The organism is Flavobacterium sp. SH_e (assembly GCF_025717045.1).
GTDB lineage: Bacteria > Bacteroidota > Bacteroidia > Flavobacteriales > Flavobacteriaceae > Flavobacterium.
In genome coordinates, this window is record NZ_JAOVZN010000006.1 from 1,121,460 (window position 1) to 1,137,505 (window position 16,046).

Here is a 16,046-nt window from a genome sequence, read left to right on the forward strand (position 1 = left end):
TTTGATTCATCAAATAAGATAGAGTTTTTATAAAGGTTTTCGATTTGCTTAAAATTAAGGTAGTCGAGATTGTAATTAAATAATTTCTAAAGTCTTAGCTTTATTTACTAAGTCAACTAAATTAGTAACATTTAATTTAGTTAATAATCTCAGTTTGTAAGTACTGATCGTTTTTTCGTTCAGATTTAAGATTTTAGAGATTTCATTGTTTTTCTTACCATCACTTAAGTAACGTAAAACTTCGATCTCACGATTTGAAAGTTTTCTGTACAGACGCTCGCTTTTACTTTGTTTAGCGATAAGTGCCATGTTTTTGCGTACTGTTTCGTTGATGATAATTTTTCCTTCGTGTACTTTAATAATAGAATGACCTAATGTTTCAAGTTTTTCTGTTTTGTGTACATACCCAGAAACTCCTGCTTTAATTGCGTTAGGAGCATACATTTGCTCAGCAAGATCACTGAAAATAACAATTTTTGTTTTTGGGAAATTTTTCAGGATAGATTTAATTTCAAAGATGCTTGAAAGACCTTCTAATTCTAGATCTAAAATTAGAATGTCGATCTCCTTCGTTTGAAGAATATCTCTAACCATTGAAAAATTGCCGACATTGGCAACAATTGAAATTTGATCGTGGTCTTTAAAATAAGACTTAACGCCAAAGTGCGTCACAGGATGATTGTCTGCTAGACATACTTTAATCATAATTTTTACCTTTTTTAGAATTGTTCATGTTTTTGGAGTGGTAAAATTAATAAATAAATTCTGTAATAACTCGCAGAGAATGTTAAAATCTATTATTTTAACGTTTTTGGTATCAAACAAACTGGAATTGGATCCATTTTGTGCTTATTGCTGGTGTTTAATCTTTTATAAATTTCAAAGACAGATTTTTCTCTCCCTTCAAAGTCAGATGCCGTATTTCCTGACTCCGCCGCTAACATTGCCCATTCTAATTCGTCATAACTTGCACCTAATTGATCCTCATCTGTACGATTATCGCCAAATAATCCATCTGTAGGAGCAGCTGTTAAAATTGACTGTGGAATTTGCAAAAATTCTCCCAATGCATATACATCAGATTTCATTAAATCAGCAATCGGACTCAAATCGACGCCGCCGTCTCCATATTTTGTGTAAAAACCTACACCAAAATCTTCAACTTTGTTTCCAGTTCCGGCAACAAGTAAACCATGAATTCCGGCTAAATAATATAAAGAAGTCATTCTAATACGTGCACGCGTATTTGCTAAAGCCAAATTTACTTTTGCTTCGTCAGCTGTTGAAGGCACTGCACTTTTAAATGATTCAAAAACTCCTGTCAAATCTGTCTGAATATCAGAAACATTTGGAAAACGTTTTTTAAGTTGTTCAATATGTTCTTTGGCTCTATTTACTTGGCTTTCTGCCTGATGAATTGGCATTTCTACACATAAAACTTTCAGTCCTGTCTGCGCACATAAAGTTGAAGTTACTGCAGAATCTACACCTCCAGAGATTCCGATTACAAAACCATTTACTTTTGCACTAGTAGCATAATTTTTTAACCACTCTACAATATGCGTATTTACCTTTTCTGTCTGAATTGTGCTTTTTTTAGCCATAATAGTTTAAGTTTTAAGATACAGGGATGTATATTTGCAGAATTATTTTGAGTATGCAATTACTTAAAATTCTGATAACACAAATCTAATTAAAATAAAATGAAAATTTATCGCTTTGCAGTGGTTCTATGCCTGTTTTTTTTATCCTGTGATCAAAAAAGTAAGGTTGAAAAAGAAGTAGAAGAAATTCCAGTTGATATTAAAGTAGAACGTTTTGATAAAGTGTTTTTTGAAACCAAACCTCAAGATCTTGCAAAGATAAAAAAGCAATATCCGTTTTTCTTCCCTGGAAACGATGACAATATTTGGATTCAGAAAATGAATGATCCAATCTGGAGAGAAGTTTATGACGAAGTTCAGAAAAAATACAGCAATTTTGAACCTGTTCGTAAAGAGTTTGACGGGCTTTTTCAACACATAAAATATTATTTTCCTAAAACTAAAATCCCTAAAGTAATTACGGTTATTGGAGAAATGGACTATAGTGCAAAAGCAATTTATGCAGATAGTCTTGTAGTTGTTGCTTTGGAGCTTTATTTAGGAAAAGATCATAAGTTTTATGAGTTCCCAAATTATTTAAAACAAAATTTCGAAGAAAGGCAGATTATGCCAGATGTGGTTTCTAGTTTTTCTTATAGAAATATTCCAAATTCATTAGATAAAAGTTTAGTTGCTCAGATGGTTTTTGAAGGGAAACAGCTTTATGCAAAAGATTTGCTTCTTCCAGAATACACAGATGCAGAAAAAATAGGATATACTCCAGAACAAATTAAATGGTGTGAAGAAAATGAAGCTTATATGTGGCGCTATTTCATAGAAAATGAAATGCTTTACAGTGACGATCCAAAATTAAGAACACGATTTATAACACCAGCACCTTTCTCTAAATTCTTTTTAGAAATAGATAATGATTCTCCAGGACGAGTAGGAACTTGGATCGGATGGCAAATGGTACGTTCATACATGAAAAATAATAGTAATGTTTCTTTGGCAGAATTATTTAAAATTGATGCAAAAGAAATCTTCGAAAAATCAAAATATAAACCTAAGAAATAATGGCAAATATAAACTCAGAGATTAAATTCAATATAGAATTAGACGAAAACCGCGTTCCAGAAAAACTAACATGGAGTGCTCAAGATGGAGGAGTGCAAGCGGAAGAAGCTAAAGCGATCATGTTGTCTATTTGGGACAGCAAAGCAAAAGAAACAATGCGTATCGATTTGTGGACGAAAGATATGCCGGTAGACGAAATGAAGATTTTCTTTCACCAGACTTTAGTTGCAATGTCGGATACTTTCAAACGCGCAACAGATGATGAAAAAATGTCTGATACGATGAAAGATTTTTGTGATTACTTCGCAGAAAAATTAGAGCTTACGAAATAGTTAAAATTTTAAATAAATGAAAATCTCAAATTCCAATCTTAATATTGGGTTTGGGATTTTTTTATTGTTTTAAAATAAATTGGAATTCTATTTTGTAATTAAATCTTAAAAAGGTATTTTTCCAATATCGTTTTAAGAAAAAATAATATGTGGTTTCCTTTTATTGTAAGTCTTATTGGGCTGTTTTTTTTACTTGCTAATGCCATAAGGTTTTCTGCCACATGTAAAAACAGAGATATAATGTATCGCATGATTACGATTTATTTAGGTCTCTTGTTTTGCGTTGAACTCCTCTGCAATATTATTGGATTTCTCTATCCTAATTCGAATTTTTTCCTTTCGCATTATTATTTTATTTTTCAGTTTATCACGTTAAACTTATTTTTCTACAATAGTTTTTCGAATAAGATATTCAAGCAAATTATGATAATTGTGTTTGTTTCGGTATTGCTTTTTTTAGGAGTTCAATATTATAAACGACCTTCACTTTATTGGGAGTTTAATTTGATAGAAATTGCAATAACATCAATTCCACTATTATTTTACGCATTCTATTATATTATATCGAATTTAAAAAATGTTAAGCATGATTATTTTTATTTCTGCAACGGATTAATTATTTATCTAACAAGCAGTGCGGGTATTTTTCTGTCTGGAAATAGTGACTCGGTAGTTTTTACGGAACCGTTTTTCCTTGATTTCTGGTTCTTTAATTCTTTATTTTATATTCTATATCAGTTCTTAATCTATAAAGAATGGAAAGCTTTAAATTTTAGAAGAACACTTAAGAGAAACTTCGAAAACAGAGCATAAATTTTAAAATTTTCAAATAAAAAAAATCCCAAATTTCAAGTTTGCAATTGGAATTTGGGATTTTAATATTGTAAGTTTTAAAAATTTAAAATTCTGAATTATTTTTAAAAACTTCTTGATTCACTTGATCTATATAAGACAGAACTTCATCTTTTCCGATTGTTTCTGTCGATGAGGTTACAAAATACTGTGGCATTTCGGCCCAGTTATTAACAAACATTTGCTTTTTGTAAGCAGCAATGTGCGAATCTATTTTTGTTTTACCAATTTTATCCGCTTTAGTAAAAATAATACAGAACGGAATTTCGCTTTCGCCCATATAAGACATAAATTCGATGTCGATATTTTGAGCTTCGTGACGAATGTCAATCAAAACAAAAGCACAAACCAATTGTTCTCTATTCTCGAAATAATCGGTAATGAACTTTTGAAAAATTGATTTTGTTTTTTTTGAAACCTTAGCGTAACCGTAACCAGGCAAATCAACTAAAAACCAATTATTATTGATTTTAAAGTGATTGATTAATTGTGTTTTTCCTGGTCTTGAGGATGTTTTGGCTAAGTTTTTATTGTTGGTAAGCATATTTATCAAAGATGACTTACCTACATTTGATCTTCCTATAAAAGCATATTCTGGCAAAAACTCCTTTGGACATTTTGATGCATCAGAATTGCTGATAATAAATTCGGCGGTGTTAATTTTCATGCTCCTTCGTTTTAAAACCTCCTTAAAAAATAAAATTTAATGGCTACAAATTCTTTTCAGTAAGCCATTTTTCAAGAATTTCGTTAAATTCTTCTGGGTGTTCCATCATTGCTGCGTGTCCGCATTTGTCAATCCAGTATAAAGTTGAATTTGGTAATAGTTTATCAAATTCTTCCGCAACATTTGGTGGTGTTACAGAATCATTTTTACCCCAAATAATACAAGTTTCAACATCCATTTTTGGCAAATCTTTAGCCATATTATGACGTATTGCACTTTTTGCAATAGTCAAAGTTTTGATTAATTTGATTCGGTCATTAGCGGTAGCGTAAACTTCATCAATCAATTCAGGAGTTGCAATTTTTGGATCATAAAATACATCTTCAGCTTTCTTTTTTATGTATTCATAATCGCCTCTTCTTGGATAACTGTCTCCCATTGCGCTTTCATAAAGACCAGAACTTCCAGTAATTACAAGTCCTGCAACTTTTTCGGGATACAACTTTGTGTGATACAGTGCAATGTGTCCTCCAAGAGAATTTCCTAAAAGAATTACCTTGTCAAAACCTTTAAAAGTGATAAAGTCTTTTACGTATTTCGCAAAACTTTTTACGTTCGTTTTTAAAATGCTTTGGGTGTATATTGGCAAATCTGGAATAACAACTTTATATCCTTTTGTCGGGAAATATTGTGCTACACCATCAAAGTTACTTAGACCTCCCATTAAACCATGCAGTATAACGATCGGAGTTCCTTCTCCAGCCTCAAAATAGCTGTATTTGCCTTCTTTTTTATAGTGTTTGTCCATCTAATCTAATGCCAATTTCAATTTCGACAAATATAGGGTTAATTCAACAAAAATGAATTTTTGATGCCATTTTTTAACTAGATAATTTGAGTAGAACTTGTAAATCGTTAAAAATCAGTAATTAATGTGGTATTTGTTAAAATATTCAAATGTTAAGAAATATGCATTATAATCAATTTTTTAAGAAAATTAGCGCATTATTTTTTTGAATGAATAACGTATTTAAGAATCTGTTAATTAATAGTTAACGTATTGATTGATTGTTAATTATGGAAAGTGGTAGCAAAGTGGTTAAACTTATTAACAAAGTGGTATAAAGTGGTAAAATGTGGTAATATTTTTTATATTTTTGCTGTATAACATGTTAACTAGTTTTTTTGAACACAATTGTTGGAACATATGAATGTAAAGTCGATGCTAAAGGAAGGCTAATGATGCCTGCTCCTTTAAAAAAGCAATTGACGGCTTCTCTTCAAGACGGATTCGTTTTGAAGCGTTCTGTTTTTCAGCCGTGTTTAGAATTATATCCTATGGTAGAGTGGGATGCGATGATGAAAAAAATCAACAAGCTTAATCGCTTTGTAAAAAAGAACAACGATTTCATTAGAAGGTTTACTGCTGGTGTTAAAGTGGTTGAGGTTGATGCATTGGGAAGACTGCTTGTTCCAAAAGATTTGGTAACGTTTGCAAGTATTTCTAAAGATGTGGTTTTTTCATCTGCGGTTAATATTGTTGAGATTTGGGACAAAGATTTATACGAGAAATCAATAAGCGGCGAAGATATGGATTTTGCAGATTTAGCCGAAGAAGTAATGGGAAATATTAATGACGACGAAGATGGAATATCATAATCCGGTTTTGCTTCATCCAACAGTAGATGGTTTAAATATTAAACCTGATGGTGTGTATGTAGATGTTACGTTTGGGGGCGGTGGTCATTCAAAAGAGATTTTAAAAAGATTAGGGCCAAACGGAAGGCTGTTTGCATTTGATCAAGACGAAGACGCGCTTGCTAATGCATTGCCAGATGAAAGGTTCACTTTGATAAATGAGAATTTTAGGTTCATAAAAAGATTTTTACGTTTTCACGGAGTTAAATCAGTTGACGGAATCTTGGCAGATTTAGGAGTTTCATCACATCAGTTTGATGTTCCTGAAAGAGGTTTTTCAACAAGATTTGATGCCGAGTTAGATATGCGGATGAGTCAAAGAAATGATTTAAATGCTTGTCGAGTGGTTAACGAATATGAAGAACAGGATTTACGTCGTGTTTTTTTTGATTATGGGGAGTTGAAAAACGCACCGGTTTTGGCAAGAACAATTGTTGAGGCGAGAAAAGATTACCCAATCAAAACGACTGAAGAATTAAAAGAAGTTCTGAAAAAGTTTTTACCAGAGAAAGTTCGAAACAAAGTATTGGCTCAGATTTATCAAGCAATCAGGATCGAAGTTAATCAGGAGATGGATGTTCTAAAAGAATTTATTGAACAGTCATTAGAGATTTTAAAACCAGGAGGAAGATTTTCGGTAATCTCTTATCATTCTTTAGAAGATCGTTTGGTAAAAAGATTCATTAAAAACGGAATGTTTGAAGGGGAGCCAGAAAGAGATTTTTACGGAAACTTTTCAGTTCCATTCAAAACTATCGGAAAACTGATTGTTCCAGATGATGAAGAAATCAAGATTAATAATAGGGCAAGAAGTGCAAAATTAAGAGTCGCAGAAAAGCTATAATATATATTAAGGTAGGAAATAATGAAAAGTGGCGTATTTAGCATATTAAAAGCAAGATTTCTGATTCATGAAGATGCAGTAAAAAATTGGCGATTTATTGTCTTTATAATTCTGCTGGCGATTTTGATGATTGCAAATACACAGCGATACGAACAAAAGGTTTTTGAAATCGCGAAATTAAATAATGAAGTAAAAGAACTAAGATCTGAATTTGTTGATCGACGTTCAGAATTGATGAAGTTAAAAATGGAGTCAACTATTTCGGACAAAATGTTAGAAAAACAAATTTTTCCGTCGACAGTTCCTCCAGTAAAAATAGAAGTTAAAAAAGAAGAAGAAAAAAGTTTCTTTAAAAGAATATGGCAGTAGACGATAAACATATATCCTACAGAATTTACCTCGTAGCAGTTTTCATCTTTTTGATGGCAATTGCTATTGTTGTTAAATTAACCAATATTCAATGGGTTCAAGGAGATTATTACAGAAAACTGGCAAAACAGCGTACAGTGAGAAACTTTGTAATTCCTGCCAACAAAGGAAATATTTATTCTGCTGACGGAAGTTTATTGGCAACATCAATCCCGAATTATGAAATTCGTTTTGACGCAAAAGCGCCAAAAAAGGAAACTTTTGAGAAGTATGTAAAACAATTATCAGATTCTTTAGAAACTGTTTTGGATAGACCGTCAGGTTATTACGAAAAAGAATTAAGAAAAGCGCGCGAAAATAAAAATCGTTATTATTTAATCGCTCGTAAGTTAAGTTATACGGAATATGTGAAAATAAAAAGTTTTCCATTATTCAATTTAGGAGCTTTTAAAGGCGGAATTATTGTTGAGCAAGAAACGGTTAGAAAACATCCGATAGGCAAAATCGCTGAAAGAACCATTGGTTATGACAAAATCGATCCAGCTACAGGAATGGAAGTTGGAAAAGGAATTGAATGGGCTTTTAAAAGTTATTTGAACGGAAAAGACGGTAAAATTCTAAAACAAAAAATCGCAAAAGGGCAATGGAAACCTATTCGTGATGTAAACGAAGTAGATCCAATTGATGGTTACGATGTGATTTCGACAATAGATGTTTTTATTCAGGATATTGCACACCATGCTTTGTTGAAACAATTGGAAGATTACGAAGCAGATCATGGTTGTGTGGTAGTAATGGAAACGGAAACAGGATACATAAAAGCGATTTCAAATTTAGGAAGAGCAGAAGATGGTTCTTATTACGAAACGACAAATTACGCTGTTGCTGAATCTCACGAACCTGGATCGACTTTTAAATTAGTTGATTTAATGGCGATTTTAGAAGATAAAGTAGCTGATACAAGTACAGTTTACGATAGTCATGGCGGTGAAATTAGATATTACGGAAGAGCTGTTCGTGATTCGCATAAAGGCGGTTACGGGAAAGTTTCTTTAGCGCGCGGATTTGAGCTTTCTTCAAATACAGTAATGGTTCAGGCGGTTTATGAGAACTACAAAAGTAATCCTTCTAAGTTTGTGAATCATATCAATGAATTAGGCTTGAATAAACCATTAGGATTGCATTTTAAAGGAGAAGGAAGACCTTATATTCCGCAGCCTGGAGACAAACATTGGTCAGGAACTACGCTTCCTTGGATGGCTTTTGGATATAATGTTTCGGTTACGCCAATGCAGACTTTAGCCTTGTATAATGCAGTTGCAAACAATGGTGTAATGGTAAAACCGCAATTTGTGTCGGAAATTAAAGAATGGAACAAAACCATTAAAAAATTTGATACAGAAGTGATGAATCCTAAGATTTGTTCGCCAGAAACACTTAAAAAAGTCAAAGCAGTTTTGGCAAATGTGGTTAAAAAAGGAACAGGTTCTAAGTTGTATTCAAAAGATTTTTCGATGGCAGGAAAAACGGGAACGGCTATGGTAAATTATGCTAACGCAGGAAGAGAAGGAATGTATTATGCTTCTTCTTTCGCAGGGTATTTTCCAGCTGATCATCCAAAGTATTCTTGTATTGTAGTGGTTCATAAACCAAATACGGCCAAGAATAATTATTACGGAGCAGACGTTGCTGGACCAGTTTTCAAAAGAATCGCGCAAAAGATTTTTACTGATGCGCCCTCAACAAATAAAATTAAAAAATTAGATTCTAGGATTCCAAAACAAGAAGCTAGTTATGATAAATATATTGCTGAAGCAAATAAAAAAATAAATCAGATTCCTAATTTAAAAGGAATGCCTGGAATGGACGCAATTGCTTTACTGGAGAATTTAGGTTTGAAAGTAAAAGTAAATGGAATGGGGAAAGTAAAAAATCAATCGATTCAAGCAGGAACCAGTATTAGCAAAAACACAACAATTGTATTAGAATTATCGTGAAAGTATTAAAAGACATATTATATAAAGTAGCTATTGAGTCTGTAAAAGGTTCAACAGATATTGCTATTTCTAAAATTGAATTTGATTCACGTAAAGTAGAAACAAATGATGTTTTTGTAGCAATAAGAGGTTCGCTTTCAGATGGACATGATTATATCGAGAAAGCAATTCAGCTTGGAGCAAAAGCAATTATTTGTGATACGCTTCCGGCAAATACTGCCAATGACGTAACTTATATTCAAGTAAAAGATACGAATACGGCTTTGGCTTTTATGGCTGCTAATTATTTTGGAGATCCATCTGGAAAACTGAAATTAGTTGGTGTAACTGGAACAAACGGTAAAACAACAATTGCGTCATTATTATTTCAATTGTTTGAAAAAGCAGGTTTTAAAGTTGGATTGTTGTCAACTGTAAAAATCGTAGTAAATAAAACGGAATATCCTGCAACACATACAACACCAGATTCTTTGACTATAAATCATTATTTAAATGAAATGGTTGAGGCTGGAGTTACGCATTGTTTTATGGAAGTAAGTTCGCATGGAATTCACCAAAAACGTACAGAAGCTTTGCATTTTGTGGGAGGAATTTTCACGAATCTTTCTCACGATCATTTGGATTATCATCCAACTTTTGCTGAATATAGAGACGTTAAAAAGTCATTTTTTGATTCACTTCCAAAATCAGCATTTGTTTTGTCAAACATTGATGATAAAAACGGATCGGTGATGTTGCAAAATACAGTGGCAAAAAAACTGACTTATGCTTTAAAATCTTATGCTGATTATAGAGCTCAGATTTTAGAAAGCCAATTATCAGGTTTATTATTGAAAATCAATGACAATGAAGTTTGGGTAAAATTGATTGGTACTTTCAACGCATACAATGTTTTAGCAATTTACGGAACTGCAGTAGAGTTAGGAATTGATAGCCTTGAAGCGTTGCGTTTATTGTCTGATTTAGAAAGTGTTTCGGGTCGTTTTCAGTACATCGTTTCAGATGCTGGAATTACAGCCGTTGTAGATTACGCACATACGCCAGATGCATTAGAAAATGTTTTAAAAACGATAAATGATATCCGTACAAAAAACGAGCAGTTAATTACTGTTGTTGGATGCGGAGGAAATCGTGACAAAACAAAGCGTCCAATTATGGCGAAGATTGCTTCAGATTTAAGTGATAAAGCAGTTTTGACCTCTGATAATCCAAGAAATGAAGATCCAGAAGTTATTTTGGATGAAATGGAGCAGGGAGTTGAGCCTCAGAATTATAAAAAAATGCTTCGAATTACAGACAGAAAACAAGCAATAAAAACGGCTTGTCAATTGGCAGAAGCAAAAGATATTATCCTAATTGCAGGAAAAGGACACGAAACATATCAGGAAATAAATGGTGTTCGTCATCATTTTGATGATATGGAAACAATAAAAGAGATTTTAGAGCAACTAAATAAGTAATAATAAATTTTAAGTTCAAATACCACAGAATTGGAGTTTGAAATTTCAAAATTGGAATTTAAAAAATAGAAAAATATGCTGTACTATTTATTCGAATATTTTGATAAGACATTGGATCTTCCTGGAACAGGAGTTTTCCAATACATCACATTTAGATCAGCTTTGGCATTTATGCTTTCGTTGCTTTTGTCGACAATTTATGGTAAAAGAGTGATTAACTTTTTACGCCGTCAGCAAGTTGGAGAAACAGTACGCGAACTTGGTCTTGCTGGTCAGAATGAGAAAGCTGGTACACCAACAATGGGTGGACTGATTATCATTTTTGCGACTTTGGTTCCAGTTTTGTTATTTGCAAGATTGCATAACATTTACATTGTTTTACTAATTGTAACCACATTGTGGATGGGAACAATTGGTTTTGTTGACGATTACATTAAAATATTCAAAAAAGATAAGCAAGGTTTAAAAGGTATTTTTAAAGTTATTGGTCAGGTTGGTCTTGGAGTCATCGTTGGAGCAGTTCTTTATTTTAATCCTGCCGTTACAGTAAGAACAGATACGGGTCGTACAGATGTGTTTAAAACATCTGCAAATACAACTATTGTAACGCCAGCACCTGTTGAAGAAAAATCTACAGCAACAACAATTCCTTTCGTAAAAAACAACGAATTTGATTATGCTGAAGTATTGTCTTTTATGGGAGAGGGTTATGAGAAATGGGCTTGGCTAATATTTATTCCAGTAGTTATTTTTATCATTACAGCAGTTTCTAACGGAGCTAATTTAACTGACGGAATCGATGGTCTCGCAGCAGGAACCTCGGCAATATCCGTCCTCGCACTCGGAATATTTACATTCGTTTCAGGAAATATCATTTTCTCAAATTATCTGAACATAATGTATATACCCAATTCGGGAGAAATGACGGTCTTTATTTCGGCGTTTGTTGGAGCATTAATCGGTTTCCTTTGGTACAATTCTTATCCAGCTTCGGTGTTTATGGGAGATACGGGAAGTTTGACTATCGGAGGAATCATTGCGGTATTAGCGATTGCAGTTCGAAAAGAAATATTGATTGTTTTGTTCTGCGGAATTTTCTTAGCAGAAAGTGCTTCAGTAATTATTCAGGTAAGTTATTTTAAATACACCAAAAAGCGTTTTGGCGAGGGACGAAGAATTTTCCTGATGTCGCCTTTACACCATCATTACCAGAAAAAGGGATATCACGAAAGTAAAATCGTAACCCGTTTCTGGATTGTTGCCGTAATGTTAGCCATTTTGTCAATCATTACTTTAAAACTAAGATAGATGAGGCTAGTAGTACTTGGAGGAGGAGAAAGCGGTGTAGGAACTGCAATCCTCGGTAAGAAACAAGGGTATGATGTTTTTGTATCCGATTTTGGAAAAATAAAAGAGAGTTACAAAGAAGTTCTTATCATTAATAAAATAACTTGGGAGGAAGAACAGCATACAGAAGATTTAATTCTAAATGCAGATGTGGTGATGAAGAGCCCAGGAATTCCAGATAAATCTCCGATAGTTAAAAAGCTGGTTGCAGCAGGAGTAAAAGTAATTTCGGAAATTGAATTTGCGATTCCTTACACAGAAGCAATGACGATTGGGATTACGGGAAGTAATGGTAAAACAACCACAACAATGCTGACACATCACTTGCTGAAATATGCAGGATTAAATGTAGGATTGGGTGGAAATATTGGAAAGAGCTTCGCGTGGCAAGTGGCTGAAAATAAATTTGATGCCTACGTTCTTGAATTAAGCAGTTTTCAGTTAGACGGAATAATAAATTACAGGCCCGATATTGCGATAATAACCAATATTAGTCCGGACCATTTAGATCGATATGAATATAAATATGAAAATTATATCAATTCGAAGTTCCGAATAACGATGAACCAGACTGAAAATGATTATCTGATTTATGATGCAGATGATGTGGCAAGCACAGAATGGTTAAAAAAGAACAAAACAAAAGCAAAACTAATTCCTTTTTCATTGACGAAAAAATTTGATGAAGGGGCTTCTATAAATAACAGCAAAATGGAAATAAAGATCAACCAAGAAGAGTTTACAATGGAGACAGAACACATTGCGTTAGAAGGAAAACATAATATGAAAAACGCCATGGCAGCAAGCTCTGTAGCTAAATTGATGCAAATTAGAAATGCAACGATTCGTGAAAGTCTATCTAATTTCCAAGGTGTTGAGCACCGTTTAGAAAAAGTATTAAAAATACAAAACGTTCAATATATCAACGATTCAAAAGCGACAAATGTAAACGCTACTTTCTTTGCTTTGGATAGTATGAATGCGCCAACAGTGTGGATTGTAGGAGGTGTTGATAAAGGAAACGATTACAACGAATTAATGTCGTTAGTACGTGAGAAAGTAAAGGCAATTATCTGTCTTGGAATCGATAATCGCAAAATTATTGATGCTTTTGGAAACGTTGTTGATATTATGGTTGAAGTAAATAATATGAATGACGCAGTAAAAACTGCTCAAAGATTAACAGAAAAAGGCGATGTAGTTTTATTGTCTCCAGCCTGCGCAAGTTTCGATTTATTCGAAAACTACGAAGACCGTGGAAAACAATTCAAACAAGCAGTACACAACTTGTAGAAAAAGTTTAATGTTTCAAGTATCACGTTCGACACCTGAAACTTGAAACAAAATAAAACCTGAAACAAAAAATTATGAAAGAACTAGTAAACAAACTAAAAGGAGATAGAGTAATATGGTCATTTGTGGCTTTATTGGCTTTGTTTTCGTTTATGCCTGTTTTTAGTGCGAGTAGTAATCTTGCCTATATCGGGCACGGAACAGGAAATACATTAGGGTATTTGGTAAAACACTTGGCACATATCTGTATTGGTTTTTTAATCATTTACTGGGTGCATAGAGTTCCGTATCATTATTTTAGAGCCATTTCTAAGATTGCGCTTCCAGTGGTTTGGATTTTATTGATCTATACACTTTTAAAAGGAACAGTAATCGCAGGAGCAAATGCAAGCCGTTGGATTCAGGTGCCTTTTATCGGAATCACGTTCCAGACTTCAACATTGGCAGCAATTGTTTTATTTATTTATGTGGCACGCTATTTATCTAAAACTAAAGAAGAAAATGAGCCTTTTCAAGCTTCATTAATTCAGCTTTGGATTCCAGTATTCATCACATTAGTATTGATTTTACCAGCGAATTTTTCAACTACAGCGCTAATCTTTTCGATGGTTTTAATGCTGACATTTATTGGAAAGTACCCATTAAAATATATTGCTTTTATCATTGGTTCAGGAATTGCGATGCTGGCGTTTTTTCTTTTGGTAGCAAAAGCCTTTCCAGATTCAAGATTCTTCAGCAGGGTTTCAACATGGGAAAGCCGTATTGCAAACTTTACGACAGACAAACCAGACGAAGATGACTATCAAATTGAGAAAGCAAAAATTGCAATTGCATCAGGAAAATTAGGAGGATTAGGTCCTGGAAAAAGTGTTCAGAAGAACTTTTTGCCACAATCTTCTTCCGATTTTATTTATGCCATTATTGTTGAAGAATATGGTCTAGTAGGAGGAGTTTCTATTGTGATTCTTTATTTATTGCTTTTGTTCCGATTTGTAATTGCTTCTCATAAAGCACCTACTTTATTTGGAAAATTAGTCGTCGTTGGAGTAGGATTCCCGATGATATTTCAGGCAATGATCAATATGGCGGTTGCAGTAGAATTATTGCCAGTTACAGGACAGACACTTCCGTTGATAAGTAGTGGAGGAAGTTCGATTTGGATGACTTGCCTTGGACTCGGAATTATCATTAGTGTGACGAGAAAAGAAGATGAAATAGCTGAAGACAAGCTCGAGCGAGAAAAACGCAAAGAAGCTTTACAGCGATTAATAGATAAAGAATTGGCAGAAGAAGATTTGGTTGCAGATGAAATATACGAAGAAGAGCCAATGTATTCTATAGAAGACAATTCAAGAAACCCAATGAATGCGGTTTTAAACAAATAAGATTAGAATATAAAAATTTTTTAAAAAGTTGTAATTTTTAGAAAGATGACAAAGTATAAATTCATACTTAGCGGAGGAGGAACAGGTGGGCATATCTATCCTGCGATTGCAATTGCAAACGAATTAAAATTACAATTTCCTGATGCAGAATTTCTTTTTGTTGGAGCAAAGGATAAAATGGAAATGCAAAAAGTCCCTCAAGCAGGTTACGAAATAAAAGGTCTTTGGATTGCAGGTTTACAGCGAAAATTGACTTTACAAAACTTAATGTTTCCGTTAAAATTGGCAAGCAGTTTATTGGAATCAAAAAGAATAATTAAAAAATTCAAGCCAAATGTAGTAATTGGTACTGGCGGATTTGCCAGCGGTCCTTTATTGCAAGCAGCAGGATCAGCAGGAATTCCGACCGTTGTTCAAGAACAGAATTCTTATCCTGGAATAACAAATAAATTGCTGAGCAAAAAGGCAAATGCAATTTGTGTAGCGTATCAAAATTTAGAGCGCTTTTTTCCAGAAGAGAAAATTGTTTTAACTGGAAATCCAGTCCGTCAGGATTTAATTGATATCGAAAGTAAACGTGACGAAGCAATTGCTTTCTATGGTTTAGATCCGAATAAGAAAACATTGCTGGTTTTAGGAGGAAGTTTAGGCGCAAGAAGAATTAATCAGTTAATCGAAAAAGAACTGCAAAATTTTCTTTCTCAAGACGTGCAAGTAATCTGGCAATGCGGGAAGTTATATTTTGAAGAATATAAAAGATACAATCAGCCAAATGTGAAAGTGGTTGATTTTATTGAAAGAATGGATTTTGTTTATGCAGCATCAGATGTCATAATTTCACGTGCAGGCGCTTCGTCGGTGTCAGAATTATGCATTGTCGGAAAACCAGTGATTTTTATTCCGTCGCCTAATGTAGCTGAGGATCACCAAACTAAAAATGCGCAGGCAATTGTAGATGAAAAAGGTGCTATTTTGTTGAAAGAATCTGAGCTTGACAGTCAGTTTAGCATTGTTTTTGAAGCGCTGCTGAAAGATTCTGGAAAACAGAAACAGTTAAGTGATAATATTAAAAAACTGGCCAAACCAAGAGCGACACAAGATATTGTTGCAGAAATTGTGAAGTTAATTAAAAAGTAAAATAT

At 33.4% G+C, this 16,046-nt stretch carries 15 protein-coding genes; 11 read left to right on the forward strand and 4 right to left on the reverse strand.

The window, feature by feature from the left end; all coding sequences use genetic code 11:
- Positions 1-75: 75 nt before the first annotated feature.
- Together OD917_RS15755 and nadE are read right to left on the reverse strand one after the other, a co-directional pair.
- Positions 76-705: a response regulator transcription factor gene (locus OD917_RS15755; RefSeq protein ID WP_008467169.1), complete on the reverse strand. Its 630-nt coding sequence runs from the start codon at positions 703-705 to the stop codon at positions 76-78.
- Positions 706-797: 92 nt separating this feature from the next.
- Positions 798-1,604, reverse strand: a complete 807-nt coding sequence (gene nadE, locus OD917_RS15760; protein ID WP_263524360.1) for an NAD(+) synthase — start codon at positions 1,602-1,604, stop codon at positions 798-800.
- Between the two features lie 99 nt (positions 1,605-1,703).
- On the opposite strand from nadE, the gene gldB reads away from it, so the two are divergent.
- On the forward strand, positions 1,704-2,660 hold the full coding sequence (gldB, locus tag OD917_RS15765) for a gliding motility lipoprotein GldB (RefSeq protein ID WP_263524361.1): 957 nt from the start codon (positions 1,704-1,706) through the stop codon (positions 2,658-2,660).
- Positions 2,660-2,992 carry a gliding motility protein GldC gene (gldC, locus tag OD917_RS15770; RefSeq protein ID WP_008467164.1) on the forward strand — a complete coding sequence of 111 codons (333 nt, stop codon included), beginning with the start codon at positions 2,660-2,662 and terminating at the stop codon, positions 2,990-2,992. Before gldB ends, gldC begins: the two co-directional genes overlap by 1 nt.
- An 898-nt stretch (positions 2,993-3,890) precedes the next feature.
- Here the strand turns inward: gldC and yihA are convergent.
- Complete coding sequence (gene yihA / locus OD917_RS15775) at positions 3,891-4,511, reverse strand: ribosome biogenesis GTP-binding protein YihA/YsxC (RefSeq protein WP_263524362.1); 621 nt, start codon at positions 4,509-4,511, stop codon at positions 3,891-3,893.
- A 43-nt stretch (positions 4,512-4,554) separates the two neighbouring features.
- Positions 4,555-5,319 (reverse strand): alpha/beta fold hydrolase, encoded by a 765-nt coding sequence (locus OD917_RS15780; protein ID WP_263524363.1) that lies wholly within the window; start codon positions 5,317-5,319, stop codon positions 4,555-4,557.
- Positions 5,320-5,696: 377 nt separating this feature from the next.
- Between OD917_RS15780 and OD917_RS15785 the strand changes: the two genes are divergently transcribed.
- From OD917_RS15785 to murG, 9 genes are all read left to right on the forward strand, one after another.
- Positions 5,697-6,170, forward strand: coding sequence for a division/cell wall cluster transcriptional repressor MraZ (locus tag OD917_RS15785; protein ID WP_035691746.1), 474 nt, complete (start codon positions 5,697-5,699; stop codon positions 6,168-6,170).
- A complete protein-coding gene (gene rsmH / locus OD917_RS15790; protein WP_263524364.1) occupies positions 6,145-7,053 on the forward strand; it encodes a 16S rRNA (cytosine(1402)-N(4))-methyltransferase RsmH in 909 nt (302 codons plus the stop codon). The genes OD917_RS15785 and rsmH overlap by 26 nt, the downstream gene beginning before the upstream one ends.
- 21 nt (positions 7,054-7,074) lie before the next feature.
- Entirely contained in the window at positions 7,075-7,422 is a 348-nt protein-coding gene (locus tag OD917_RS15795) for an FtsL-like putative cell division protein (protein WP_008467159.1), read from the forward strand.
- On the forward strand, positions 7,413-9,419 hold the full coding sequence (locus tag OD917_RS15800) for a penicillin-binding protein (RefSeq protein WP_263524365.1): 2,007 nt from the start codon (positions 7,413-7,415) through the stop codon (positions 9,417-9,419). Before OD917_RS15795 ends, OD917_RS15800 begins: the two co-directional genes overlap by 10 nt.
- Complete coding sequence (locus OD917_RS15805) at positions 9,416-10,879, forward strand: UDP-N-acetylmuramoyl-L-alanyl-D-glutamate--2,6-diaminopimelate ligase (protein ID WP_263524366.1); 1,464 nt, start codon at positions 9,416-9,418, stop codon at positions 10,877-10,879. Before OD917_RS15800 ends, OD917_RS15805 begins: the two co-directional genes overlap by 4 nt.
- A gap of 75 nt (positions 10,880-10,954) precedes the next feature.
- Entirely contained in the window at positions 10,955-12,187 is a 1,233-nt protein-coding gene (gene mraY / locus OD917_RS15810) for a phospho-N-acetylmuramoyl-pentapeptide-transferase (protein WP_263524367.1), read from the forward strand.
- Complete coding sequence (murD, locus tag OD917_RS15815) at positions 12,188-13,519, forward strand: UDP-N-acetylmuramoyl-L-alanine--D-glutamate ligase (protein ID WP_263524368.1); 1,332 nt, start codon at positions 12,188-12,190, stop codon at positions 13,517-13,519.
- Positions 13,520-13,593: 74 nt separating this feature from the next.
- Positions 13,594-14,904 (forward strand): FtsW/RodA/SpoVE family cell cycle protein, encoded by a 1,311-nt coding sequence (locus OD917_RS15820; RefSeq protein WP_263524369.1) that lies wholly within the window; start codon positions 13,594-13,596, stop codon positions 14,902-14,904.
- Positions 14,905-14,949: 45 nt separating this feature from the next.
- Entirely contained in the window at positions 14,950-16,041 is a 1,092-nt protein-coding gene (murG, locus tag OD917_RS15825; protein ID WP_263524370.1) for an undecaprenyldiphospho-muramoylpentapeptide beta-N-acetylglucosaminyltransferase, read from the forward strand.
- The last annotated feature ends 5 nt before the right edge of the window (positions 16,042-16,046 follow it).